Below are 23,604 nucleotides of genomic sequence, written 5' to 3' on the forward strand. Positions count from 1 at the left end.
CCGTCACTCCTTTACAGATGGCTGGAATAATGCGACGAGGTCAGACGCTGTTTCCACTGCATGATATTGTTTGATAAATGTTTTTCCAAGTGTCAGTGCTGCTTTTTTCTGTTGAATCCGTCTAGTTGGTGATGGAATTGCATCAAGGTCAGCGGCATGAGCAAGACCAATTGTTCGGCGGACAAGCTCACAGCCGGCAAAGCCTGTTGCTTCTTTTAAAATCCGGTCAAACGTTGTTTCTAAAAAGCTGTCCGATACACTAAACGCTTCAATGCTGTCCTCTTTCCAAGCTTTTGTGAACACTTCTTTGAAGGTTGCCCATACATTGACGACATGGTTAAAAAGGTGCTGCTGCTCGTGTTCATTCTCGCGAGATAAAGCATTCAGGAACAGATTGGCGATAAAGTGGCCGATATCGAATCCGAAGGGACCGTAAAACGCGAATTCTGGATCAATGATTTTCGTTTCAGTTTCATTTGCAAAAATACTGCCTGTATGAAGATCTCCATGAACCAATGTTTCAGCTGATGTCAGGAAGATACGCTTTAATTCTGCTGCCCTAGCTTGCACTTCAAGATCTGCCCAAAGCGCTTCTGCAGATTCTCTTAATTCTTCTTCGAAGTCATTTGTTTCACTATCGAAGAAAGGGTCTGTGAAGACGAGTTTTTCTGTGATATCGCACAGGTCAGGGTTCGTAAATTGCTTCACAAATTGTTTTTTGATTTTAGGATTTGTAGCAAAGTCAGATGTGTAAAAAAGTGTTTTTCCTAAAAATTCTCCAACATGATCAGATAAATGCGGATATTGTTTTCCGGCAATTAGCCCTTTTCTGACGATTTCTAAGTGGGAGAGATCCTCCATGGCTGTCACTGCAAGAGCTGTATCTGAATAATAGACTGCTGGTACGAGGTGAGGCGCATATTCTGACTGCTTGATCAGGGCGGCACTTTCAATTCTTGCCCGGTCTAATGTAAGCGGCCAGCTCTCCCCTACCACCTTTGCATAAGGCAGCGCCTGCTTGATGATCAAACCTTTTTCTTGTTTGTGATCATAAATATGAAAGACGTAATTTAAATTCCCGTCCCCAATTTCAGTACATGTCAAATGACTGCTTTCTTGGATCAAGCCAAGTCTAATTGCGAGTGCAACTGCCGAGCTTTCTGTTAGTTCTTCATATGATGCCGTAAGTGTAACCAATTGCTTCCCCTCCAAATCATATAAAAAAGCCTCTTTCTCCTGAGAGAAAGAGGCTTGATGGTGTGTATGCCCAAAGCCTCTCTTATCTCTCAGCACATACGTCTGATGGAATTAGCACCGTGCCCTATAAGACAATTGTCTTGGCGCTTTATTTGCTGCGCCCCACTTCACAGTGGTATTAACGGTCGGTTGCTGTTGGGGTCAAAAGGCCAAATCCCTCGCCCAACTCTCGATAAGAGAAATCAATATGTAATTGTTTCGTGTCTGTTTGCATTTCTTAATTCAAGATATTATCAGAGCTGCGCTTTACATGTCAATCTTTTTTCAAAATTGCTTTACAATTCATAAAACAATCCATTACAGTGATTGTATTGTCACGTAACTTGAATAGAAGGTGAAGAAATGGAATTCCAGCAATCAGATGTGTTGAAACAATTACCGAAACAATTTTTTGCGTCCCTTGTCCAAAAGGTGCAGAAAAAAGTGCGGGAAGGGGCAGATATCATTAATTTGGGGCAGGGAAATCCTGATCAGCCAACTCCTCCGCACATTGTAAAAGCCATGCAGGAAGCGGTAGCAAAACCTGAAAATCATCAATACTCCTCATTCCGTGGAACAGCGAAATTAAAAAAGGCTGCTGCCGCTTTTTATGAAAGAGAATATGGCGTCACACTTGATCCAAAAACGGAAATTGCGATTTTATTTGGCGGGAAAGCAGGGCTTGTTGAGCTGCCGCAATGTCTGCTGAATCCGGGTGATACGCTTCTTGTCCCTGATCCTGGTTATCCTGATTATTGGTCAGGCGCTGTGCTTGCTGGAGCGCATATGGTAACCATGCCACTTCTTGAAAAAAATGATTTTTTACCTGACTACGATTTGCTGCCTGAAGATGATAAGAAAAAGGCAAAATTAATGTATTTAAATTACCCCAACAATCCGACGGGGGCGACGGCAAGCCGTGCATTTTTTGAAGAAACCGTTACGTTTGCGAAAGATCACGAGCTATGTGTAGTCCATGATTTTGCATATGGCGGCATTGGATTTGATAGAGAAAAGCCGCTCAGCTTTCTGCAAGTAGAGGGAGCGAAAGAGACGGGAATAGAAATTTACACATTATCTAAAACGTACAATATGGCAGGGTGGAGAGTAGGATTTGCAGCCGGAAATTCATCTGTTATTGAAGCAATTGAGCTTTATCAGGATCATCTGTTTGTCTCGCTGTTTAAAGCCACTCAAGATGCAGCAGCGGAAGCGCTATTAAGCGATCAAAAGTGCGTGCAGGTGCAAAATGATCGATATGAGAAAAGGCGGAATGTGTGGATGGCTGCCTGCAAAGAAATTGGCTGGGAAGTCAGTGCACCAAAAGGTTCATTTTTTGCTTGGTTAAAGGTGCCGGAAGGATATACATCTGAAGCCTTTTCTGACTTATTATTAGAGAAGGCACATGTTGTTGTTGCGCCAGGCAATGGCTTTGGTGCTCACGGTGAAGGGTACGTGAGAGTAGGGCTTCTAACAAGTGAGGAGCGGTTACAAGAAGCCGCTCAGCGCATCGCTGCTTTGAAGCTGTTTGAAAAAAAGCCATTGACAACATAAAAAAATGGTGCGATAATTCAGGCAATATTTAAGAAAATTGAATATTCTTATCAAGAGTAGGCAGAGGGACTAGCCCAATGAAGCCCGGCAACCGACTTCCATGAAGCACGGTGCTAATTCTTGCAGCAAGCGCTGAGAGATAAGATTCGGATGAATGACACGAAACAACCTCTTTAAGGCGCTCATGAAGCACTTGAAGAGGTTTTTTTATTGAACATATGCATGACGCAATCGAAAGGGGATTCCTAGTGAGTGAATTACTGGCAACATACGTATTAACACATCGAGAGGATGAACAAATAAATCGAAAAGCGGAGCAGATCGCGCTTGGTTTAACAGTTGGATCATGGACGGATTTGCCGCAGCTCAAAAAGGAGCAGCTTCAAAAGCATAAAGGCCGAGTTGAAAAAGTATTAGAAAAGGCTGTTCCAGCCGAAAATGGCCTTTATCAATCAGAGGTGACCATTGCTTATCCTGAGGCAAACTTTTCAGCTGATTTACCAGCTGTTTTCACGACCATTTTTGGAAAGCTTTCACTAGACGGAAAAGTGAAGCTAGTCGATATCCAATTTTCTGAAGAATTTAAAAAAAGCCTGCCAGGACCTGTATTTGGAATTGATGGCATACGAAAAAAGGTAAATGTGTTTGATCGTCCATTATTGATGAGTATTTTTAAAGGCGTTATCGGCCGTGATATGCAGGATTTAAAAGAGCAGCTCCGCTTACAGGCATTAGGCGGGGTTGACTTCATCAAAGACGATGAAATTTTATTTGAAAGTCCATTAGCCCCTTTTGAAGAGCGAATCAAAGAAGGAAAAGCGATTTTAAAAGAAACCTATGAAGAAACAGGACACCGCACACTGTATGCTGTCAATTTAACGGGCAGAACCTTTGACCTGAAGGATCGAGCGAGAAAGGCCGCTGAACTTGGGGCAGATGCGCTCTTATTCAATGTCTTTGCATACGGCCTGGATGTCATGCAAAGCCTAGCTGAGGACCCAGACATTCCACTGCCGATTATGGCGCATCCCGCTGTGAGTGGTGCTTTGACATCCTCTCCTGAATATGGATTCTCGCATTCTCTTCTTTTAGGCAAATTAAATCGATATGCTGGCGCTGATTTGAGCCTCTTTCCCTCACCTTATGGATCGGTTGCACTTCCGAAAAAAGATGCCTTTGGAATCTATGAAGCTTGCGTGAAAGAGGATACGGTTCAAAAAACATTCCCTGTCCCGTCAGCAGGCATTCATCCAGGAATGGTTCCAGTATTGATCAAAGATTTTGGAATTGATCATGTGATAAATGCAGGTGGAGGCATTCACGGACATCCGCGGGGAGCCATTGGCGGAGGGAAGGCATTTCGTTCGATCATTGATGCCGTGATACATGAAGAGACCATCCAAGATAAGGCGGCTACCTGCCAAGACTTAAAAGCGGCACTTGATCTTTGGGGAAGGGTAGCAGAATAATGAAAAAACCAATTGTATGCTGTGATTTTGATGGAACAATTACAAAAAATGATAATATCATCCGCATCATGAAACAGTTTGCACCAAGTGAATGGACGAAGCTGAAGGATGGTGTCCTGTCAAAGGAAATCACCATTCAAGAAGGCGTCGGGCAGATGTTTCAATTACTGAAAAGTGATCAGAAGGATGCCATTCAATCATTTATTTTAGAAGATACAGAGATTCGAGAAGGATTTAAGCAATTTGTCGATGAGGTAAAAAAAGCAGATATTCCTTTCTATGTACTTAGCGGGGGGATGGACTTTTTTGTCTACCCCATCCTCGAAGGCATTGTCGATCGAGACGATATTTATTGCAACCATGCATCATTTGTGGAAGACCATATTCAGATTGAATGGCCGCATGCCTGCGATACGCAATGTCAAAATGGCTGCGGATGCTGCAAGCCCTCAATCATTCGAAAGCTGACTCATGAGGATGACTTCATCATCATGATCGGAGATTCAGTGACTGATGTGGAGGCGGCGAAGCATGCGGATCTTACGTTTGCGCGCGACTACTTGCTCAATGAATGTCAAGAGCTCGGGCTCGTACACAAGGAATATGACACATTTATTGATCTACAAGCGCAATTTGTTCAAATAAAGGAAGTGAAGGAATGGCAGACGCAAAGAGCAAACGCTGGCAGGAGCTAGCAGACGTTAAACGTGAACTGGCTCAAAGAGATTGGTTTTTCGGAACAAGCGGTAATTTATCGATCAAGGTGTCGGATGATCCAATCACGTTTTTGGTGACGGCAAGCGGCAAAGATAAACGAAAAGAAACAAAAGAAGATTTTGTGCTAGTAAATGCGGCAGGCCAGCCCCATGATCCGAACGAGCCGCTTAGACCATCAGCTGAAACACTGCTTCACACGTACGTATATGAACGGACGAAAGCAGGCTGCTGCCTCCATGTCCATACAATCGATAATAATGTGATGTCAGAGCTGTATGGGGATAAGGGAGAGATTCGTTTTAAAGGCAACGAAATCATCAAAGCGCTTGGTTATTGGGAAGAGGATGCAGAAGTGTCGATTCCGATTATTGAAAATCCAGCTCTTATTCCGCAGCTTGCAGAGCAATTTGCCAAACATCTGACACTAGAGGCGTCATCTGGTGCTGTACTCATTCGCAATCATGGTATTACAGTCTGGGGAAAAACAGCCTTTGAAGCAAAACGAGTATTAGAAGCATATGAATTTTTATTTAGCTATCACTTAAAATTAGCGCTTTATCAACAGCAGCTTGTAAGATAAAAAGGAGGAAAAACACATGGCGACGATTTTGATTCATAATGAAGAGAACACATTACTTGAAAGCGAGCAAGAGGTAGCATCATATTTGGAAAACCAAGGGGTCATTTATGAGCATTGGGATATTGAAAAGCTGCCAAACCGTTTATCAGAAAAGTATGATTTAACCGATGAGGAAAAGGAAGAGATTTTGACTGTTTTCCAAAAGGAAATCCAAAGTATTTCTGAAAAAAGAGGGTACAAAGCGCAGGATGTCATTTCATTATCTGATGCCACGCCAAATCTTGATGAGCTGCTCCAAAACTTTAAACGTGAGCATCACCATACAGATGACGAAGTACGCTTTATTGTGAGCGGGCACGGAATCTTTGCTATTCAAGGCAAGGATGGCGTCTTTTTTGATGTGAGATTGAATCCAGGTGATTTAATTTCTGTTCCGCCAAACATTCGTCATTACTTTACACTTCAAGAGGATCGCAAAGTGGTCGCAGTTCGCATATTTGTCACAACTGAGGGCTGGGTGCCAATTTACGAGGAAGAAACGGTTTAATGATAGAGCTGATCATTCCGCATGAGGCGGAAGATCAGCTTTTTTTTAGGAGATTAGACATAAAATGAGAAAGAAAATAGTTGATTTTGATCTTCTGCATAGGATAAAATTCTGTTTAATCAATGTGTCAGTCCTGTCCAAATTTGAAGTTTACCCCCAAATTTGATTGGGTAAAAGGTCTTTAGGCTGTAAAAAATTAAATAAAATAAGCATATTTAATTTAATTTACAAATAAAGTATAATTTTGGTGTCGGATCATTTTGAGCATAGACAGTCGAAATCATTGCGGGAGCTGAGATCATGAATATTTACGTAAGGAAAGAACAATTGCTGATGTCCATTGATGAGAAGAGAAAACAAATGGTAGAAGCTGCTCAAGTGGAAGGTTACACTGGTGAGAAGACAATTAAATATAGTCAAGAACTGGACAACCTGATGAATGAGTATCAGCATCTTCTTTTTCATGAGAAACAATCTGCCCCCTCCTTTCATGATCTTGTGTCTCAAATGAGTCTTTTATCTGTGAACCGCCCCTCTTATTGACATGAAAAACCGGTCTTGCATAAGCAAAACCGGCTGACATCTTCAGTTATGCTGAGTGAGCAGAAGGAAGCATGATCATGACAGTCGTTCCTTTATTCACTTCGCTATGAATATCAATTGTTCCGCCATACATCGAAATGATTCGTTTACACACGACAAGCCCAAGACCTGTGCCTTTTTCCTTCGATGTAATAAAGGGGAGGAAGATGTGCTTTAACATCTCTTCTGGTATGCCTTCACCTGTATCCTCTACTTTAATGATGACATGTTCTTTTTCAGCTTCGATCACAATCTTCAAATGACCGCCGTTTGGCATCGCTTCTAAAGAGTTCTTTGCTACATTTAAAACAACTTGTTTAATATGATCCTTTGTGCAATACACGCCCACATCTTGAATCGTATTGATTTGCAAATCCACTTCGACATTATAAAGATTTGCCTCAGAGAAAACGATCGGCATGATCTCACTTACAATTTCTTTTACAGAGTTATTCTGCCATTTTTCTGCCGTTGGTTTTCCTAATACAAGAAATTCACTGACGATTTGGTTGATCCGTTTAATTTCTTCCTCGATGACAGAAAAATAGAGCTGATCTTCTTCTGAATGATACTTCTTTTGCAATAGCTGGATAAATCCGCTAATCCCTGTTAATGGGTTGCGAATTTCGTGTGCTGTACTTGCTGCGAGTGTTCCGATCAATTCAAGCTTTTGCGCTTCATTTTGATGACGCTCCTGCTGAGTTTGCCGCCTTAACACGATATATTGGACGAGTGTGAATAAAATATTTAATAAAATAAACGCACTGGATAAAGGGATGAGCATCACAGACAGCACTTCACTTGTTGAAGCACGCTGCGGAAAAACCTCCAGCTTCCAGCTGTTTTCATCTAAATATGTAGACACGGTGCTGCCGCCCTCGGGTACTGGCTGTGGACCGCTTGTAAAGACGACATGTCCATTTTGATTCAGCATCTTAAAATGAAGATCAGGGTTCAATACATTCATAATATTTCTTAAATAGTCAATTTGAATGGCGGCAATCAGTACATTGGTGACCTCTTCGTTTTCATCGAGAACAGGCACACAAATGGAGAGAATCCGCTGTTTTGTAATTCGGCTCACATAGTTGTCTGTGATCACGGTCTGCTTGGTCACTTGAATGCGTTTAAAGTAATCTCTGAATGATAGGTTAATTTTTTCCTTTAACGGGGTGGTGCTTGCTGTTACATTTCCTTTTTTGTCTAGGAGATACAGACCTGAAAAACGAGGTTCTTGTTTATAGATTTTCTCTAGGATGTTTTGTACTTTTTTCGTCTCAAGCGGCTGGTCAAATCCCATGGCGAGGGAAGTTAATCTCGCTTCTGTTTCACTTATTAAATAATTCATTTGATTTTTGTGAATATTTAACATAAGTGTAGCGGTTTGTTTGTTCTTTAAATCGATTTTTTCAGTTTCTTTTTCGTAGATAAAATAACTAATGATTAGGGTTGGAAGCATGACCAAAATAAGGTAAAGCCTGATCTTCTTCCAAAACCCTTTCAGTATACTCATCATTCATCGCTCCAACGTATTACCTAATAGACTTATTATAGCATTGAACCTATCTTTATTACGATGACTTGTGTGATTTTTAAAAAATTAGGTGATTCGTTCTGGTCTCATTTTCGTGCTAAAGATGGATCAAAATGTTGACATTTTACTTATTGTTTATTAATGTCACATTAGTGGGTTGCATTTCATAAAGGATGATAAAAAATGGAAAATCATAATGTTGAAAAATCATTGAAACTATTTATTGTATTATCACGTGCCTATCGCTCAATTAATCATCACATGAACAAACATATTGTGAAGCACGGGCTGAATCCAACTGAATTTGCTGTGCTAGAATTGCTGTATCATAAAGGTGATCAGCCGCTTCAGCAAATCGGTGATAAGATTTTACTTGCAAGCGGCAGCATCACGTATGTGGTTGATAAATTGGAGAAGAAAGAACTCCTCAGCCGCAAGGCTTGTGCAGAAGACCGCAGGGTGACATTTGCGCATATTACCAAGCAGGGACGAGCTTTGCTTGATGACATCTTCCCAGATCATGCGAAAGAAATTCATGAGATGATCAGTGTCCTCAGCGAAGAAGAGAAAGATGCCTGCATCGATATGCTCAAACATGTAGGGCTGCGTGCAAAGCATTTATATGATCATCAAGAATAAATAAAAAGGAAGCCGCTGGCTTCCTTTTCAGCGCGCAGGCAATCCCTCGCATTCAGTTGTCAGTCCTGCGTGCCGGTGCTCGTTCCTAGACTGCAAAGGTATTCTATCACGCTGAAAAGAAGACAAAGGGCTAAAATAGAGATCATTTTAGCCCTTTGTCAACAATCTGTAAAGAAGCCGCTGGCTTCTTTTTTTATTTCGCTTTTTTCTCAATCGGTAAAATGAGTACTTCTACACGCCGGTTTTTACTTCTGCCTTCTGCTGTATCGTTCGAGGCAATCGGTTTGAATTCGCCGTATCCTTTTGTACTAAAGTTCTCTTGGTTTAGATTGCTGTTTTCAAGAAGAATATTTAAAAAGTTCACAGCGCGAATGGCGCTTAAATACCAGTTTGATTCAAATTCTGAATTTCTGATCGGTACATTATCTGTATGTCCGCTAATGACAATGTCACGAGCAGGATTAATGACGAGCAGTTTTGAGATTTCTTTTGCTAACGGGACATCCTGAGGGCGAATAACTGCCCGTCCAGAGTCAAAGAAGATACTGTCCTCAATCGTAATGAGAAGACCTTCATCCGTAAGCTTTGTTTCGAGCTTTGAACCAAGTTTTTTATTTGCAATGAATGAATCGACCTGCTTTTTGACCTTTGTGAGAATCGCTTGGTCCCTAGCCTTTGCTTTGGCTTCTTCATCTTTCTCTTCCTCGGCTGCTTTCTTGACTTGGTTGCTGTTTTCAGTTTCTTCCGTGCTTTGCATGCTGGATTGATCCATAACACCAGTACCGCCAGTAAAAACTACATTAAAAGACTTAGCCATCTGTTCATATTTTGCCGCATCAATTGAACTAGATGCAAAGAGCACAATGAAGAGGGCGAGAAGAAGCGTTAGTAGATCGGCATAAGGGATAAGCCAAGATTCATCTACATGGTCTTCATGATCATGGTTTTTACGTTTCCTAGCCATTTTGATTTTCTCCTTCTTCAATGACAAGATTTGCACGTTCTTTTGCTGGTAAGTACATAAGAAGTTTTTGTTCAATGACTTTTGGAGATTGACCTTCAAGAACAGAAAGAATACCTTCGATCATAATCAGACGAAGCTTTACTTCTTCCTTTGATTTACGCTTCAGTTTGTTGGCAAATGGATGCCATAACACATATCCGGTAAAAATCCCAAGCAGTGTTGCGACGAAGGCAGCACTGATCGCATGTCCAAGTGCTTCAATATCTCCCATGTTGGCAAGTGCGGCAATAAGTCCGACAACGGCGCCAAGTACCCCTAGCGTCGGAGCGTATGTACCAGCTTGTGTAAAGATTAATGCACCTGACTGATGTCGTTCAGACATGGCGTCAACTTCTTCTGTTAAGACGTCTCGAATAAATTCAGCACTTTGACCGTCAACTGCCATGCTTAACCCGTTCTTTAGAAAATCATCATCGACTTCCTCAAGACTTGCTTCTAATGCCAAAAGACCTTCACGACGCGCAATTTGTGCCCAGTTTGAAAATAGAGGGATCATTTCTTGAATCGTTGGAAGCTGGCTGTCTTTGAAAATTTTGCCGAACAATTTTGGTGTTTTCTTAATTTCACTAGAAGGGAATGCGATGACAACAGCTGCAACCGTCCCAACAATGATGATTAATATAGCCGCCGGGTTGAGAAGAGCAGTTAGACTCACACCTTTCAAAACCATACCGACACCTAGTGCAATAAATGCTAAAATAATACCAATTAACGATGTTTTGTCCATTATCTCACCAAATCCTTTAACTATCTTTTTCTATAGTTAATATCGGTGTGTTCCAGAAGGGTTTTAGTCAGAATATAAAATTAAGACACTTTCTGTGAAGAATTTTTGACGAAAGCGCTTTCTATCTGCATAAAAAGAAAACTCCCTCTCATATAAAGGGAGTCTCCATTTAATCGTTTTGAGCGGGTTCATCTAAATGAAGCAGCTCTTTTAATTTTTCTTCATACATGATTTTAACAAGATCGTAGCTCCAATTCATCATGTGATCCACCTCTTTTTCTTTTATCGTAAAGGAAAAGAGGCGGGGGAGCGTCGTCGTTCAGATGGAACTTAGACGCCGCAACATGATGGAGATGCATATCATCCTGAAGATGTAGTTATCCTTTTTTTACGACGATTTCGTCATGTTCAACATCCACAGTAAATCCAGAAAGCTGCTCCTCTTCAAGCAGGATCTCCGTCATTTGGTCTTCAACGTGCTCTTGGATGGTTCTTCGAAGTGGACGAGCACCAAATGCAGGGTGATATCCAAGCTCTGCGATTTTTTCTTTCGCTTCATTTGTGACATGGACTGTTAAATTCTGCTCTTTTAATTGCTCTGACAGCTCATTGAGCAGAAGATCAACAATCTTCACTAAATCATCTCTGTCTAATGATTCAAACTGAATGATGCTGTCAAAACGGTTCAAAAATTCTGGTTTGAAGTAGCTGCTTAGTGAATCAATGAGTGATTGTTCCTCAATCGCTTCTTCCTGATCAGACTGAAAGCCGACCTTGACCGTTTTATCTGCGCTGCCTGCGTTACTTGTCATGATGATGACTGTATCTTTAAAGCTGACCGTTCTGCCTTGGCTGTCTGTTAAGCGGCCATCTTCCATGATTTGCAGGAACATGTGCTGTACATCTGGGTGTGCTTTTTCGATTTCATCCAGCAAAATGATGCTGTATGGTTTTCTGCGCACTTTTTCAGTCAGCTGGCCAGCTTCATCATGTCCAACGTAACCAGGAGGAGAACCGATGAGTTTGGACACAGAGTGTTTTTCCATGTACTCACTCATATCTAAACGAATGATCGCATCTCTTGAACCGAATAATTCTTCAGCTAACGTTTTAGACAATTCGGTTTTCCCGACACCTGTTGGTCCAACGAAAAGGAAGGAGCCTGTTGGTCTATGTTTCGATTTTAAACCAGCTCTGCTTCTTTTCACGGCTTTCGCCACTTTATCAACCGCATGTTCCTGTCCAATCACTCGTGCTTTTAGACGGACGTCAATTTCTTTCATTTTGGTTTGTTCGTCTGCTTGGAGTTTCCCGACAGGAATGCCTGTTTTTTGTTCCACAATGGCCTGAATGTCCTCTGCTGTAACGATATGCTCTTTTTCAGTTGTTTTGTTTTGAAGTCTTGCTTCAATGGCTTCTTCTTCATCGCGAAGCTTCGCTGCTTTTTCATATTGTTCTTCTTTTAGCGCAGCTTGTTTTTCTGCGGCAATTTGCGCTAGTCGGTTTGTCAGCTGATCTTCACTTGCTGCATCAATGGAGAGGTTCGCTTTTGAACCAGCTTCATCCATTAAATCAATGGCTTTATCCGGCAAATGACGGTCTTGAATATACCGCGAAGATAATTGAACGCACGCTTTGATTGCTTCATCTGAATAGGTGACACCATGATAGGCCTCGTATTTATCTTGAATGCCTTTTAAGATGTCGATTGCTTCATCTTGTGTTGGCTCATCTACGATAACGGGCTGGAAGCGCCGTTCGAGTGCAGCATCTTTTTCAATTTGGCGATATTCTTTTAATGTCGTCGCACCTACTAGCTGCAGCTCGCCTCTTGCAAGGGCTGGTTTTAAAATGTTTCCAGCATCCATTGATCCTTCTGCAGATCCTGCGCCCACAAGAAGGTGGATTTCATCTACAAATAAGATGATATTTTTACGGCTTTGCAGTTCTTTGATTAACTGCTTCATTCTTTCCTCAAATTGACCGCGTACACCTGTGTTTGCGACAAGTGAGGAGACATCTAATAAATAGATTTGTTTGTTCTTTAATTTATTTGGCACATCGCCGCTCGCAATTTTGAGCGCGAGTCCTTCTGCGATCGCTGTTTTCCCAACACCTGGTTCACCAATAAGAACAGGGTTATTTTTATTTCTTCTATTTAAAATCTCAATGACTCTTGCGACTTCTTCATCTCGGCCAATGACTGGATCAATTAAACCAGCATTTGCTCCATCTGTTAAGTTACGGCCAAGCTCATCGAGTAAGCCTTTTTGCTTTGGCTGCTCCATGTTTGGGGCATGACTTGCTGCCTGAGAGAAGAATGAACTTCCTCCAAAAAGCTGAGGTCCCATTTTCATTTTTGACTGCTCCATCAAAGAGGTATAGCAGTCTTCACATAAAACCATTTGGCTCCGGGACGAATTTACTTGCATATTCAGGCGAATAGTTGCTTCATTTACTTGACAATGTTGACAACGCATTTGCCATGACCTCCTTAAAATAAAGTTTGACTTTATTTGACCAATGAATGTTAAAGAAAATGGTCTATTGTTTGACCATCTTTGACTATAGTATACTCTGACCTATTTTGACTTTCAACTGTTTTGCTCAAAGGGGAATAAAAACCCTTTTTTGCATTTAATCATGGTTTGTCCTTCTTTTCAAGGAACTTGTCTCATAGGATAAAAAAGAGACAATCGAAAGTGATGGGTGCGGAGGGGTCACATGAAACGTTCAAATGAATCCGCTTTTCAGCTTGCCTTTGTTTATGTAGGAACAGTGGTTGGAGCTGGGTTTGCGACAGGGAAAGAAATCGTAGAATTTTTTGTTCGTTTTGGCTGGATTGGACTATTAGGAATCCTGATTAGCGGTGTTATTTTTACTGGCCTTGGGGCAAAAATGATGCTGATTTCGAAACGAATCGAAGCAGAATCTTATCAAGATATGAACCGTTTTTTATTTGGCGCAGCTGCGAGTCGATATATTAATATTGTCATGTTTTTTATTTTACTTGGTGTCACCTCAGTCATGATTTCAGGCGCAGGGGCTATTTTTGAAGAACAGCTTGGCATATCGAAGGAATATGGGATCTTTTTGACGATCATTTTGAGCGTCATTGTACTCTTTAAAGGTTCAAAAGGGCTATTTGGAGTCAACGTCCTTGTCGTTCCAATGCTGATTTTCTTTTCAATGATCGTGTTTCTTGATTCATTTGTGTTTAGCAGCAGTGAAAGTTATGTTCTTGCGCTGCAAATGGGTGAGGGCGAGTGGGTATTATCAGCCGTGTCATATGGTGCCTTTAATTTAGCACTGTCACAGGCAGTGTTAGTACCCGTCGCAAATGAAATGACCTCTGAAGCAGTCATTAAAAAGGGAGCGGTGCTTGGGGGCATCATGCTGACACTCATTTTGCTTGCTTGCTTCTTATCTCTTTCTTCATTAGATATGCTGGAGGCGTTTGATATTCCAATGGCCCAGGTAGTGTATCAAGTCGCAAACTCGATTCATCTCATTTATTTATTTGTCATCTTCGGTGAAGTTTTTACATCCGTCATAGGCAATTTATACGGGCTGGAGAGACAGGTGAGGGCATATATCCGAATGAACAGCATCTTTACGATATCACTTATTCTCATATGCTGCTATGTGATTAGTAAAATTGGTTACGGTACACTGATTTCAACGGTTTATCCGGTTTTTGGCTATGTCAGCATCTTTTTTATCCTCTTTCTTTGTCTAAAAAAAGTGCCTGCCCCGATAGTTAAGTAAAGAAGGGATAGCCTGCATGAAAAATATGTGGTACACTATCCTCTGTGAAAATTGAACAAAAATCCGTGAAGACGGGAGAGGTTCTAGCAAAACCCTCTATAAAAAACTAAGGACTTGCCGTATCCTTGGATGTGGCATTTTTTATTTTTTATGGCTGGGACACCTCATACACATGTAAAGGTGTCTTTTCTTTTGAGAAAAATAGGGGTTTTCAGGAGCCTTTCAGATGCAGTGTTGTACGGTTGTACTCATCTGCAAAAGGAGGAGAACAGAAAATGAAAAATGAAAAAGCAGTCGTTGTCTTTAGCGGGGGACAGGACAGTACGACATGTTTATTATGGGCACTTCAACAATTTGAAGAGGTAGAAACCGTGACCTTTCATTATAATCAGCGTCATCAAGAAGAAATTGATGTCGCCAAAAGAATCGCTGACAAATTAGGTGTGAAGAATCATCTGTTAGATATGTCTCTTTTAAATCAACTGGCACCTAATGCTTTAACAAGAGATGACATTGACATTGAGGAAAAAGAAGGAGAGCTTCCTTCCACATTTGTACCAGGAAGAAACTTAGTGTTCTTATCTTTCGCCTCTATTCTTGCGTATCAAATTGGAGCAAGACATATTATCACAGGTGTTTGTGAGACAGACTTTAGCGGCTATCCAGATTGCCGTGACGAGTTTGTGAAATCTTGCAACGTCACAGTGAATTTAGCAATGGAAAAACCATTTGTGATTCATACACCACTGATGTGGCTGAATAAAGCAGAAACATGGAAGCTGGCAGACGAGCTTAATGCGCTGGATTTTGTGAAAAATGAAACGCTCACTTGCTATAACGGCATCATCTCTGATGGCTGCGGGGAATGTCCTGCGTGTAAGCTGCGGAAAAATGGCTATGACACTTATATGGAAAGGAAGGAGGCAAAATAAATGCTTTCTCAAATCTATCCACAAACCGATCATCCATTTTCATTTGAATTAAATAAAGACATGCATGTTTCTGCTGCCCATTTCATCCCGCGAGAAGATGCGGGCGCATGCAGCCGTGTTCATGGTCATACGTACACCATCAATATCACGATTGCGGGAGACGAGCTAGATGAATCGGGTTTCCTTGTCAATTTCAGTACATTGAAAAAGCTCATTCATGGGCAGTACGATCACACGCTGCTCAATGATCATGAGGAATTCTCATCAAACGATCGATACGCGATGCCAACCACTGAGGTGGTAGCAAAGACCGTACATGACAAAGTCGCAGCGTATTTATCGACTTTAGCGAACAAGCCGGCATGTGTTCAGGTCTTTGTCAGAGAGACACCAACAAGCTATTGCATTTACCGTCCGAAACGAGTTGAGATCAATGGCTAAAGCGATTCCCGTATTAGAAATCTTTGGTCCAACCATTCAAGGAGAAGGAATGGTCATTGGACAAAAAACCATGTTTGTCAGAACGGCTGGCTGTGACTACTCGTGCAGCTGGTGTGATTCCTCCTTTACATGGGATGGCTCAGCTAAGCATGACATTCAGTGGCTTGAGGCAGAAGACATTGTCAAAGAATTAAAAAGAATAGGCGGACAGGCTTTTTCTCATGTCACCATTTCAGGGGGAAACCCAGCCCTTTTAAAACAAATGGAATCCCTCATTGATTTACTGCATGAAGAGGGAATTGATACAGCGCTTGAAACACAAGGGACGATGTATCAGGAATGGTTTTTGAAAATTGATGATTTAACCATTTCTCCTAAGCCGCCAAGCTCGAATATGAAAACAGATTTTACAAAACTAACACGTATTATAGATGAGCTGAAAAACGGAAATAGGTTGCAGCATGCTAGCCTGAAGGTCGTGATCTTTGACGATCGTGACCTAGCGTATGCGAAGGATGTTCATGCAAAATACCCTGAGCTTCCTTTTTATTTGCAGGTAGGAAATGATGACACGACGACAGCTGATGATGCGTACTTATTGACGCATTTATTAAAGAAATATGAAGCGCTTGTCGATCAAGTAGCGCAAGATCCAGACTTAAACCGCGTAAGAGTGCTGCCGCAGCTGCACACGTTATTGTGGGGAAATAAACGAGGCGTATAGAAAGGAAGAGATGACATGACGACAAGAAAACCAGAAGAATTAGAAGGTGTCACGCTACTGGGAAACCAAGGAACCAATTATTTGTTTGATTATGCACCACAAGTGCTTGAAACGTTTCCAAATAAACATACAAATAGAGATTACTTTGTGAAATTCAACTGCCCAGAATTTACCTCACTATGTCCGCAAACAGGTCAGCCTGATTTTGCGACAGTTTATATCAGCTATATCCCAAATGAAATCATGGTCGAAAGTAAATCGCTAAAATTATATTTGTTCAGCTTCCGTAACCATGGTGACTTCCATGAGGACTGTATGAACATTATTATGAACGACCTGATTGAATTGATGGATCCAAGGTATATTGAAGTTTGGGGCAAATTTACGCCAAGAGGCGGTATTTCCATTGACCCGTATACGAACTACGGGAAACCTGGCACGAAATATGAGGAAATGGCAGAATACCGTATGATGAACCATGATATGTATCCGGAGACGATTGATAATCGGTAATTATTCCGCTGTGTGAGACGGAGTGTGAAACGAATTGGTGTCACATTAAAGTGGAAAAAGTCACACCTGAAAATACTCATGGGAATTGTATAAAAAGTGTGACCTGAGGTGCAACCTGAACTGTGACTTTTATGCAGTGAAAAATTGATAGTACAGAAGCAGATGAAGGCGTACAATTTGTACGTCTTTTCTTTTTTATCCGAAAGAAAAAATGCCTATTTAGAGATCATAGGCATTAAATATTATGATCATATCTTCTTGTATTGTTTAAAGTTAAGTTTCTGAACCTTCTCTTTAACATTTGAAACAGCTCATTTTTGAATTTCATCAAAGTTCTCCTGAATATAGTCCATGACACTTCTGATTAGAACTTCACTTTCAAAATTGACTATCTCATTTATTTCTGACTGTTCTTCATCTGTTAGGTGAGGGTATTGATGTTGTTTAGCATTTACTTCAGCAGCTACTTCAATCCTCACTTTAGTTGTTCTGGTTGTACAATTTCATATTCACCTTCTGCATACTCTTGCTCCGCATAATGGCTCCCCCATTGACAGAGCTCCTGCAAGATAGGTTTAAGAGATTCTCCAAGTTCAGTGGATGAATATTCAACCTTCGGCGGTACTTGATTATACATCTTTCTGGTCACAAGTCCACTGGCCTCAAGCTCTCTAAGTGTTTGAATCAGCATTTTCTGCGTGATATTTGGGATAATGCGCTTTAATTCACTCGTTCTCTTTGGTCCATTCATTAAAAAGTATAATACAAGGCCTTTCCATTTTCCGCCAATCACTTCCTTTGTCACTTCAAACCCGCAGCTGAATTTTTTCATGTCTAAAGCTCTCCATTCCACATTTATTACTTTTTAGTTACTATATCACAAAAAAGTGGGTACTTCCGATAATGTGCTTGCTGGAGGATACTATATCTTGTAAGTTGCTCTTCAAGTACTTAAAGGTACTAGACATAAAATAATATGAATTCTAAAGGAGTGTTAAGTATGGGGAAATTTGAAGGTAAAATAGCGCTTGTAACGGGTGGAACAAGTGGGATTGGTCTTGCTGCTGCACAAAAATTTGTAAACGAAGGTGCATATGTGTATATCACGGGACGTAGACAAAACGAACTTGATAAAGCTGTTAACCAAATTGGCAAGAACGTAACCGGTGTTCAAGGTGATATTTCTAAGCTTGAAGACTTAGACAAACTATATGACATGATAAAGCAGGAAAAAGGTAAGTTGGACATCCTTTTTGCTAATGCAGGCATCGGCAACTTCCTGCCATTAGGTGAAATTACTGAAGAGCAGGTTGATAGAACGTTCGACATTAACGTGAAAGGAACCATTTTTACTGTTCAAAAAGCGCTATCACTATTCCCGGACAAAGTAGGTTCTATTATTGTAACGGGCTCTACTGCTGGATCAATTGGCAACCCAGCATTTAGTGTATATGGAGCATCTAAAGCAGCATTAAGAGCACTAGTTCGCAACTGGATTCTTGACCTAAAAGGTACTGAAATTCGTGTAAATGTGGTAAGTCCAGGAGTGATTCTTACACCTGCATACGATGAGCTTTTTGGTGATGCACTTGAAGGAGCGATGGAAAATGCCAGAAATACTGTTCCAGCTGGAAAAGTTGGGACACCTGAAGAAGTAGCAAACGCTGTAACTTTCCTTGCTTCAGACGAAAGCAGTTACTTGACGGGTGTTGAATTGTTCGTAGATGGCGGGCTAGCACAGGTATAATGTCACTGCGAAGAGATTACAAATCGTCCCCAAAAAAAGTTAATGGGGATTTACTTGAGTCATATAAAAAAGTCGTTTTCCTGATGTCCTGAGTAACCACAAATGCTGCAAACTAAGTTTGGTGATGATATGTAAAATGAGAAAAAAGGAAAAGACATGCCGGATGCATGTCTTTTTTTGCGAATCAACCATAAAAAAAGAGAAGAGTCATGTCACTCTTCTCATACGAATGGGAATAGAACTTGCTAGGACGGCTGGGGGCTACCAGCTCGTAAACATATTATACATGACAGAACGTACGTTTGTAAAGGGGATCATGTTTTTTTGCTTATCTCATTTGATGTAAGATAAAATAGAGGGAATGAATGATAAACGGAGGCGTTTGAGTTGGCAAACAAAGAAGAGCGGACAGAGCAGCTGCTAATGGATCTAAGGGAAGAGCTTCAAATACTCGAACATCAAAACAAAGAACGGTATAAATGGAGTGCCTCCACATTGCTTGGAGTGATTGCCCTCTTGATTGATAAAGGAGTGATCACACCCGAGGAAGTCGAGATGTACAAGACGAAGGCGGAAATGCAAACCTTTCATATGAAAAAAGATTGATGCTTTCTTCATATGAAGTAAGGTAAAAATAAGAAAAGGACATAACAAATTGATGACTCAATTGATATTATGTCCTTACTTTCTGCAATTCGTTTTCACAGCATTAAACAAGCTTATACATTAAAACATCATCCCAGTATTCATGGTCATTTATTTTAAATTCTTTTATTTTACGTCCTTCTTCTATAAACCCCATCTTTTTGTACAAAGAAATGGCCTTTTGATTTGTTGAGAAAACGGCTAAACTAACCTTTTCAATTGAAGGGTTCTTTTCTGCCCAATGTAATAATGCTGTTAGCAGCATTTCCCCTACGCCTAAACCTCTATAGCTCTTATGCACCATCAACCCGAAAGAACCCGTATGGGAAGTTCTTTTTCTATTTGATGAATGTTCAAAGGCTAACCATCCAATGACTTTTTCATCAGTTTGAGCAACTATGTACGTCTCATTTTCATTATCTATTCTTTTCTGTATCCATTCCCTGTGTTCTAAGAGGTTTTTTTTGTTTTCTTCAGGCGATGTAAGTAAATAATCTGATTCAGCAATAACAGATTTCTGTATTTCTAAAGTCATTTCAGCATCTTCCATTTTTCCAAAACGTACAATGATATCATTGGAATTTTGCATATTAGTTTTCTCCTGTCTAGAGCTAATACTGCATCTCATCATTTTTTAAAATGAAAAAGAAGGGTATTGAAATAGCTTTCACCATTTGGCTAAATCGTGATTAGCTTTGCTTCGTATGTACCGATTGTCTGAATTGAGGATTGCAAATTAATGTACGGAGTCTTTGATGATTTTATAGTTTTTATGATTAACGACTGTTAGTGAATCCAGTTCTAGATCTCTATAGTTGTCCATAATGGTGACATCCACAATGACAGAGTTTTCATTCACTTTTTCAACTACACCTGTTAAACCATTTCTAAATTCGATCACATTTCCAATTTTTGCAATCTTCAACCGATCCCTCTCCTTTAAAAACAGATTTCATTCCCTATTAAAAAGTATTTTGCAATATTTTCATACCAATGTAAAGGATAAAGACGTTTTTGTTTTGTTTTCGTTGTATGCTCTTCTAACGAATGGTATATTTAATAATTGATCATGGCTGAAAAGGAGCGGTTTTTTTGACTGAAGAACAAATCCTCACAATCCTCGAATCTTTACGGAATGGGACGGAAAAACAGGTGGCCATCCAAAAAGATGACTTTTTAACGTTTCGTTCTGTTTTGGTGAATCAAGATGATTTTAAACATTTTCGCGGGATCGCCAAACATGGTGGAGATGTTATTTTTGAATATCTTACAGAAGCAAGAAGCTAAAGCTTTTTCTCATTGATGAGAGAAAGCTTTTTTATTTTCGTTCTTTTGTCACACTTCAAACGACTCTGATACATATGAAAAGAAAATGTAATAACCCATAATCAGGAGCATAAGGATGATGATAGGTGAAAAAGGGACCTTTTTAAGCGCTAACAATTCCATTTTATGTGCGCTCAACTAGGACATGCCATTTAATGACGGAATTTGGACAGGCATGTAAATCTTTGTGCGTGAAAATAGAATGAGCTCTTGTTAGAGTGGACAAGTATCTTACAGCCTACTTTGATTATAGGAGGAAAAAGGCGAATGATTAAAATTCATACAGCTCTTTTTGTCATCCTTATGCTCGTTGCAGCAATGAAGATGGACAATATACAAGAGCAGCAAGGCACATTAAGTCACGAACTTTCACAAGCACCTGTTAAACATCAGCTTTCATATATAGATCAAGACCACGAGCAAGTCATCCCAGCATTTTCTGAAGAAAAGCGTCAGCCAAAAGTGAAATTGCTAAGTACGTCAACAGAAGAAAAGTCTTCAAAACCGAAGCAAAAGAAAAAAGTAAAATCTGAAACAACGAATAAGGCAAGCGGAAAACAGTATTCTAATGAAGAAATGGACTTGCTTTCTCGGTTGGTACACGCTGAAGCGAAAGGTGAATCTTACGAAGGGAAAAAAGCGGTGGCAAGTGTTGTCTTAAACAGGGTGGAGCATCGTTCTTTTCCTGACAGCGTGAAAGGTGTGATTTATCAGCGAAATGCCTTCCAGCCAGTATCGAATGGAAGCATTCATGATAAGGCAGATCAAGATTCCATTAAAGCGGTGAAGCAGGTAGTAAAAGAGCATGACAGAACAACAAAGGCTATCTATTTTTATAATCCAAAAACGGCAACAGATCATTGGATTCGTTCCCGCAAAATTGTAGAACGTATCGGACGTCACGTGTTTGCCGTATAGAGAAAAAGAGCGATCAATGAGATTGCTCTTTTTTTGTCTTCAATTATTAAAATATTTTTTGGACTTGTCTCATAGAATGTGAAAAGAATTTGCTTTAGACAAGGGGAGGCTACATGAATCGATTTGTAAAAGGGGTCATTCTGCTATCTGTCGCAGCTTTTATTGCGGAGTGTATAGAGTTTTTAGTCAATATGATTTTAGCCAGAGAGCTTGGAGAACATGGAATGGGTTTATATATGAGTATCCTTCCAATCATCATGCTTGTCCTTGTGATCGCCAGTTTAGAGCTGCCAGTCTCCATTTCTAAATTCATTGCAGAATCACATGAGCGTCTCCACAAAAGCATGCTCCGTCATGCCTTTAAAATGACACTTGTGGTGACAAGTACAACAACAGCTATAGCAGCTATTGTACTGCCTTTCATTCCAGTGTTTCAGTCGTATCATCCGCTTATGAAGGGCCTAGTGCTGTCACTTATCCCGATTATTGCGTTTACCTCCATTGCCCGCGGCTATTTTATGGGAAAGCAGCAAATGGGCAGAATTGCTTTAGCCAATATGCTGAAGAAAACGATCCAGCTTATCTGCTTGTTTTTGTTTTTTCATTGGTATTCGTTTGATATTGAAACAGCAGTACTCATCGCCATTGGTGTCATTGTTGCGAGTGATCTTGTTGTCTTTATTTATTTATACTCCCAATACGTCATGGCAAAAAATGCTGTGAATGTCAGGTCTGTTGAATTAAGAGGAAGTGATGTGCGAAAGCGCCTATTAGCCGTTTCCATTCCGACAACGGGCATGCGCATCTTTCATGCGATCGCCAATGCGGTTGAACCATTTTTAATCAAAGGAGCGCTCGTAGCAGCAGGCATTTCTGGAACACTTGCTGTTGATCATTACGGCATGCTGGCTGGTGTCGCAATGTCGATCGGTTTTTTCCCAGCGTTTATCGCTCATTCCATCATGATTGTGATGATTCCGAGTGTCTCTGAAGCCTATGCTTTAGGTCAGTATGATCTTGTGAAAAAACGTGTCAGACAGGCGATTCTTATAACGTTTGGATACGGGGTGCCGGCAGTGATGGTCATGTATTATTTTGCTTACCCGCTCACACAGCTCTTTTTTGATTCACCGCAAGCTGCTGTCTATTTACAGCTGCTTTGGCCATACTTTTTATGCCACCTGTTTGTGATGCCGTTTCAAGCGTGTTTAATCGGGATGGGGCTCATCAAAGATGTGTTCCTACATAATATATGGGTGCATGTCGTCTCTTTTTCTATGGTGTATTTCCTCGGTTCAATTGAAAGCTTGAATATGATGGGGGTCATTTTAGGGATGAACACAGGCATGCTGCTGTTGACTGCCCTGCATTATGCGACGATTTGTAAGGAGCTCGGCGTTTCAATGTTTCTTACATTGAAAAAAGCTTGAATGTCATCACCATCGAGAGGGCAAGCTAGAAGAAAACTGGGAAGGAAGATCATGATGAATCGTAAACATCTACCCGCCAGTCTTCTGATGATGACCCTGCTTCTATTTCTAACGAGCACAGCAGCAGAAGCAAAAGAGCCTGTGATGGCGCCAAGGATAGAGGCGCCGACATTAAATGGTGACATAAAGATGGTTCCCGAAAAAGGGAAAAAGACCATTTTGCATTTTTGGACAACATGGTGCCCGTCCTGCAAAATGGAGCTGCCCGAATTTGAACAGATTGTGAAAGAAAATCAGAGTGATGTTGACATATTGACCGTGAATTTACTAGGTGCTGAACAAAGTAAACATGCTGTTGCCCAATTTGTGAAAGACAGAAGGTTTACATTCCCGATCATACTAGATGAACACGGAGAAATGATGAAGAAATATCAAATCATCACCATTCCAACGACCTTTTTGATTAACGAAAAAGGAGAAGTGGTGAAAAATCATGTAGGTCCACTGACGAAAAAACAAATCAAAGAGTGGACAAATTCGTAGAACAAATC

26 protein-coding genes and 3 riboswitches are annotated in these 23,604 nt (G+C 40.7%); of the genes, 18 read left to right on the forward strand and 8 right to left on the reverse strand.

Annotated elements, in window-relative coordinates; translation table 11 throughout:
• Positions 1 to 3: 3 nt before the first annotated feature.
• The gene (mtnK, locus tag NSS65_RS06825) at positions 4 to 1,197 is read right to left on the reverse strand and encodes an S-methyl-5-thioribose kinase (RefSeq protein WP_041116443.1); all 1,194 of its coding nucleotides are present in this window, start codon (positions 1,195 to 1,197) and stop codon (positions 4 to 6) included.
• 79 nt (positions 1,198 to 1,276) lie between these two features.
• Positions 1,277 to 1,436: riboswitch (SAM riboswitch) on the reverse strand.
• A gap of 163 nt (positions 1,437 to 1,599) precedes the next feature.
• On the opposite strand from mtnK, the gene NSS65_RS06830 reads away from it, so the two are divergent.
• From NSS65_RS06830 to NSS65_RS06855, 6 genes are all read left to right on the forward strand, one after another.
• Positions 1,600 to 2,790 (forward strand): pyridoxal phosphate-dependent aminotransferase, encoded by a 1,191-nt coding sequence (locus NSS65_RS06830; protein ID WP_326135081.1) that lies wholly within the window; start codon positions 1,600 to 1,602, stop codon positions 2,788 to 2,790.
• Between the two features lie 44 nt (positions 2,791 to 2,834).
• Positions 2,835 to 2,936, forward strand: a riboswitch (SAM riboswitch).
• Between the two features lie 72 nt (positions 2,937 to 3,008).
• Positions 3,009 to 4,259, forward strand: a complete 1,251-nt coding sequence (gene mtnW, locus NSS65_RS06835) for a 2,3-diketo-5-methylthiopentyl-1-phosphate enolase (RefSeq protein WP_326135082.1) — start codon at positions 3,009 to 3,011, stop codon at positions 4,257 to 4,259.
• A complete protein-coding gene (locus tag NSS65_RS06840; protein WP_041116448.1) occupies positions 4,259 to 4,954 on the forward strand; it encodes a 2-hydroxy-3-keto-5-methylthiopentenyl-1-phosphate phosphatase in 696 nt (231 codons plus the stop codon). Before mtnW ends, NSS65_RS06840 begins: the two co-directional genes overlap by 1 nt.
• Positions 4,918 to 5,556 (forward strand): methylthioribulose 1-phosphate dehydratase, encoded by a 639-nt coding sequence (locus NSS65_RS06845; protein ID WP_326135083.1) that lies wholly within the window; start codon positions 4,918 to 4,920, stop codon positions 5,554 to 5,556. Before NSS65_RS06840 ends, NSS65_RS06845 begins: the two co-directional genes overlap by 37 nt.
• A gap of 16 nt (positions 5,557 to 5,572) precedes the next feature.
• Positions 5,573 to 6,103, forward strand: a complete 531-nt coding sequence (locus NSS65_RS06850; protein WP_034281537.1) for a cupin domain-containing protein — start codon at positions 5,573 to 5,575, stop codon at positions 6,101 to 6,103.
• A 300-nt stretch (positions 6,104 to 6,403) separates the two neighbouring features.
• Positions 6,404 to 6,646: an aspartyl-phosphate phosphatase Spo0E family protein gene (locus NSS65_RS06855; protein ID WP_024424676.1), complete on the forward strand. Its 243-nt coding sequence runs from the start codon at positions 6,404 to 6,406 to the stop codon at positions 6,644 to 6,646.
• Between the two features lie 46 nt (positions 6,647 to 6,692).
• Here NSS65_RS06855 and NSS65_RS06860 read toward each other — a convergent pair whose 3' ends face one another.
• Positions 6,693 to 8,198, reverse strand: a complete 1,506-nt coding sequence (locus NSS65_RS06860; RefSeq protein ID WP_034281538.1) for an ATP-binding protein — start codon at positions 8,196 to 8,198, stop codon at positions 6,693 to 6,695.
• A 204-nt stretch (positions 8,199 to 8,402) separates the two neighbouring features.
• Here NSS65_RS06860 and NSS65_RS06865 point away from each other — a divergent pair, with 204 nt between their 5' ends.
• Positions 8,403 to 8,858 (forward strand): MarR family transcriptional regulator, encoded by a 456-nt coding sequence (locus NSS65_RS06865; RefSeq protein WP_034281539.1) that lies wholly within the window; start codon positions 8,403 to 8,405, stop codon positions 8,856 to 8,858.
• A 193-nt stretch (positions 8,859 to 9,051) separates the two neighbouring features.
• On the opposite strand, the gene motB is transcribed toward NSS65_RS06865, so the two are convergent.
• The 3 genes from motB to NSS65_RS06880 all read right to left on the reverse strand — a co-directional run bounded on the left by motB (position 9,052) and on the right by NSS65_RS06880 (position 13,089).
• Positions 9,052 to 9,822, reverse strand: coding sequence for a flagellar motor protein MotB (gene motB / locus NSS65_RS06870; RefSeq protein WP_144496609.1), 771 nt, complete (start codon positions 9,820 to 9,822; stop codon positions 9,052 to 9,054).
• Positions 9,815 to 10,609 (reverse strand): flagellar motor stator protein MotA, encoded by a 795-nt coding sequence (motA, locus tag NSS65_RS06875; protein WP_024424680.1) that lies wholly within the window; start codon positions 10,607 to 10,609, stop codon positions 9,815 to 9,817. Before motA ends, motB begins: the two co-directional genes overlap by 8 nt.
• A 377-nt stretch (positions 10,610 to 10,986) precedes the next feature.
• Entirely contained in the window at positions 10,987 to 13,089 is a 2,103-nt protein-coding gene (locus NSS65_RS06880) for an ATP-dependent Clp protease ATP-binding subunit (protein ID WP_120207160.1), read from the reverse strand.
• Between the two features lie 244 nt (positions 13,090 to 13,333).
• On the opposite strand from NSS65_RS06880, the gene NSS65_RS06885 reads away from it, so the two are divergent.
• The 5 genes from NSS65_RS06885 to queF all read left to right on the forward strand — a co-directional run bounded on the left by NSS65_RS06885 (position 13,334) and on the right by queF (position 16,987).
• Complete coding sequence (locus NSS65_RS06885; protein ID WP_120207158.1) at positions 13,334 to 14,377, forward strand: hypothetical protein; 1,044 nt, start codon at positions 13,334 to 13,336, stop codon at positions 14,375 to 14,377.
• Positions 14,378 to 14,448: 71 nt separating this feature from the next.
• A riboswitch (PreQ1 riboswitch) is annotated at positions 14,449 to 14,493 on the forward strand.
• A gap of 159 nt (positions 14,494 to 14,652) precedes the next feature.
• On the forward strand, positions 14,653 to 15,309 hold the full coding sequence (gene queC / locus NSS65_RS06890) for a 7-cyano-7-deazaguanine synthase QueC (RefSeq protein WP_046310763.1): 657 nt from the start codon (positions 14,653 to 14,655) through the stop codon (positions 15,307 to 15,309).
• On the forward strand, positions 15,310 to 15,750 hold the full coding sequence (queD, locus tag NSS65_RS06895) for a 6-carboxytetrahydropterin synthase QueD (protein ID WP_034281544.1): 441 nt from the start codon (positions 15,310 to 15,312) through the stop codon (positions 15,748 to 15,750). It abuts the gene before it with no gap.
• Positions 15,743 to 16,474 (forward strand): 7-carboxy-7-deazaguanine synthase QueE, encoded by a 732-nt coding sequence (queE, locus tag NSS65_RS06900; RefSeq protein ID WP_034281545.1) that lies wholly within the window; start codon positions 15,743 to 15,745, stop codon positions 16,472 to 16,474. Before queD ends, queE begins: the two co-directional genes overlap by 8 nt.
• A gap of 15 nt (positions 16,475 to 16,489) precedes the next feature.
• Complete coding sequence (gene queF / locus NSS65_RS06905; RefSeq protein ID WP_024426839.1) at positions 16,490 to 16,987, forward strand: preQ(1) synthase; 498 nt, start codon at positions 16,490 to 16,492, stop codon at positions 16,985 to 16,987.
• 475 nt (positions 16,988 to 17,462) lie between these two features.
• Here the strand turns inward: queF and NSS65_RS06910 are convergent, their stop codons facing one another.
• Positions 17,463 to 17,819 (reverse strand): winged helix-turn-helix transcriptional regulator, encoded by a 357-nt coding sequence (locus tag NSS65_RS06910; protein ID WP_061109758.1) that lies wholly within the window; start codon positions 17,817 to 17,819, stop codon positions 17,463 to 17,465.
• A 168-nt stretch (positions 17,820 to 17,987) separates the two neighbouring features.
• On the opposite strand from NSS65_RS06910, the gene NSS65_RS06915 reads away from it, so the two are divergent.
• Together NSS65_RS06915 and NSS65_RS06920 are read left to right on the forward strand one after the other, a co-directional pair.
• On the forward strand, positions 17,988 to 18,734 hold the full coding sequence (locus NSS65_RS06915; protein ID WP_034281548.1) for a glucose 1-dehydrogenase: 747 nt from the start codon (positions 17,988 to 17,990) through the stop codon (positions 18,732 to 18,734).
• A gap of 387 nt (positions 18,735 to 19,121) precedes the next feature.
• Positions 19,122 to 19,340: a hypothetical protein gene (locus NSS65_RS06920; protein WP_046310768.1), complete on the forward strand. Its 219-nt coding sequence runs from the start codon at positions 19,122 to 19,124 to the stop codon at positions 19,338 to 19,340.
• 103 nt (positions 19,341 to 19,443) lie between these two features.
• On the opposite strand, the gene NSS65_RS06925 is transcribed toward NSS65_RS06920, so the two are convergent.
• Positions 19,444 to 19,968, reverse strand: a complete 525-nt coding sequence (locus NSS65_RS06925) for a GNAT family N-acetyltransferase (RefSeq protein WP_046310770.1) — start codon at positions 19,966 to 19,968, stop codon at positions 19,444 to 19,446.
• Between the two features lie 147 nt (positions 19,969 to 20,115).
• Positions 20,116 to 20,304 (reverse strand): DUF2187 family protein, encoded by a 189-nt coding sequence (locus tag NSS65_RS06930; RefSeq protein ID WP_003211747.1) that lies wholly within the window; start codon positions 20,302 to 20,304, stop codon positions 20,116 to 20,118.
• Between the two features lie 167 nt (positions 20,305 to 20,471).
• On the opposite strand from NSS65_RS06930, the gene NSS65_RS06935 reads away from it, so the two are divergent.
• The 4 genes from NSS65_RS06935 (at position 20,472) to stoA (ending at position 23,596) form a co-directional block, all read left to right on the forward strand.
• Positions 20,472 to 20,666: a hypothetical protein gene (locus NSS65_RS06935; protein ID WP_034281552.1), complete on the forward strand. Its 195-nt coding sequence runs from the start codon at positions 20,472 to 20,474 to the stop codon at positions 20,664 to 20,666.
• 306 nt (positions 20,667 to 20,972) lie between these two features.
• A complete protein-coding gene (locus NSS65_RS06940) occupies positions 20,973 to 21,623 on the forward strand; it encodes a cell wall hydrolase (RefSeq protein WP_070325763.1) in 651 nt (216 codons plus the stop codon).
• A gap of 113 nt (positions 21,624 to 21,736) precedes the next feature.
• Positions 21,737 to 23,053 (forward strand): polysaccharide biosynthesis protein, encoded by a 1,317-nt coding sequence (locus NSS65_RS06945; protein ID WP_024424690.1) that lies wholly within the window; start codon positions 21,737 to 21,739, stop codon positions 23,051 to 23,053.
• A gap of 54 nt (positions 23,054 to 23,107) precedes the next feature.
• On the forward strand, positions 23,108 to 23,596 hold the full coding sequence (stoA, locus tag NSS65_RS06950; protein ID WP_144496683.1) for an endospore biogenesis thiol-disulfide oxidoreductase StoA: 489 nt from the start codon (positions 23,108 to 23,110) through the stop codon (positions 23,594 to 23,596).
• Positions 23,597 to 23,604 lie beyond the last annotated feature (8 nt).

It is taken from the genome of Bacillus sp. FSL K6-1006 (assembly GCF_038593175.1).
Taxonomy (GTDB): Bacteria; Bacillota; Bacilli; order Bacillales; family Bacillaceae; genus Bacillus; species Bacillus safensis.

Coding starts and splice junctions, on each gene's coding strand:
- NSS65_RS06830 (WP_326135081.1), top strand. CDS start 1,600: ATGGAATTCCAGCAATCAGATGTGTTGAAACAATTACCGAAACAATTT.
- mtnW (WP_326135082.1), top strand. CDS start 3,009: ATGCATGACGCAATCGAAAGGGGATTCCTAGTGAGTGAATTACTGGCA.
- NSS65_RS06840 (WP_041116448.1), top strand. CDS start 4,259: ATGAAAAAACCAATTGTATGCTGTGATTTTGATGGAACAATTACAAAA.
- NSS65_RS06845 (WP_326135083.1), top strand. CDS start 4,918: ATGGCAGACGCAAAGAGCAAACGCTGGCAGGAGCTAGCAGACGTTAAA.
- NSS65_RS06850 (WP_034281537.1), top strand. CDS start 5,573: ATGGCGACGATTTTGATTCATAATGAAGAGAACACATTACTTGAAAGC.
- NSS65_RS06855 (WP_024424676.1), top strand. CDS start 6,404: ATGAATATTTACGTAAGGAAAGAACAATTGCTGATGTCCATTGATGAG.
- NSS65_RS06860 (WP_034281538.1), bottom strand. CDS start 8,198: ATGAGTATACTGAAAGGGTTTTGGAAGAAGATCAGGCTTTACCTTATT.
- NSS65_RS06865 (WP_034281539.1), top strand. CDS start 8,403: ATGGAAAATCATAATGTTGAAAAATCATTGAAACTATTTATTGTATTA.
- motB (WP_144496609.1), bottom strand. CDS start 9,822: ATGGCTAGGAAACGTAAAAACCATGATCATGAAGACCATGTAGATGAA.
- motA (WP_024424680.1), bottom strand. CDS start 10,609: ATGGACAAAACATCGTTAATTGGTATTATTTTAGCATTTATTGCACTA.
- NSS65_RS06880 (WP_120207160.1), bottom strand. CDS start 13,089: ATGCGTTGTCAACATTGTCAAGTAAATGAAGCAACTATTCGCCTGAAT.
- NSS65_RS06885 (WP_120207158.1), top strand. CDS start 13,334: ATGAAACGTTCAAATGAATCCGCTTTTCAGCTTGCCTTTGTTTATGTA.
- queC (WP_046310763.1), top strand. CDS start 14,653: ATGAAAAATGAAAAAGCAGTCGTTGTCTTTAGCGGGGGACAGGACAGT.
- queD (WP_034281544.1), top strand. CDS start 15,310: ATGCTTTCTCAAATCTATCCACAAACCGATCATCCATTTTCATTTGAA.
- queE (WP_034281545.1), top strand. CDS start 15,743: ATGGCTAAAGCGATTCCCGTATTAGAAATCTTTGGTCCAACCATTCAA.
- queF (WP_024426839.1), top strand. CDS start 16,490: ATGACGACAAGAAAACCAGAAGAATTAGAAGGTGTCACGCTACTGGGA.
- NSS65_RS06910 (WP_061109758.1), bottom strand. CDS start 17,819: ATGAAAAAATTCAGCTGCGGGTTTGAAGTGACAAAGGAAGTGATTGGC.
- NSS65_RS06915 (WP_034281548.1), top strand. CDS start 17,988: ATGGGGAAATTTGAAGGTAAAATAGCGCTTGTAACGGGTGGAACAAGT.
- NSS65_RS06925 (WP_046310770.1), bottom strand. CDS start 19,968: ATGCAAAATTCCAATGATATCATTGTACGTTTTGGAAAAATGGAAGAT.
- NSS65_RS06940 (WP_070325763.1), top strand. CDS start 20,973: ATGATTAAAATTCATACAGCTCTTTTTGTCATCCTTATGCTCGTTGCA.
- NSS65_RS06945 (WP_024424690.1), top strand. CDS start 21,737: ATGAATCGATTTGTAAAAGGGGTCATTCTGCTATCTGTCGCAGCTTTT.
- stoA (WP_144496683.1), top strand. CDS start 23,108: ATGAATCGTAAACATCTACCCGCCAGTCTTCTGATGATGACCCTGCTT.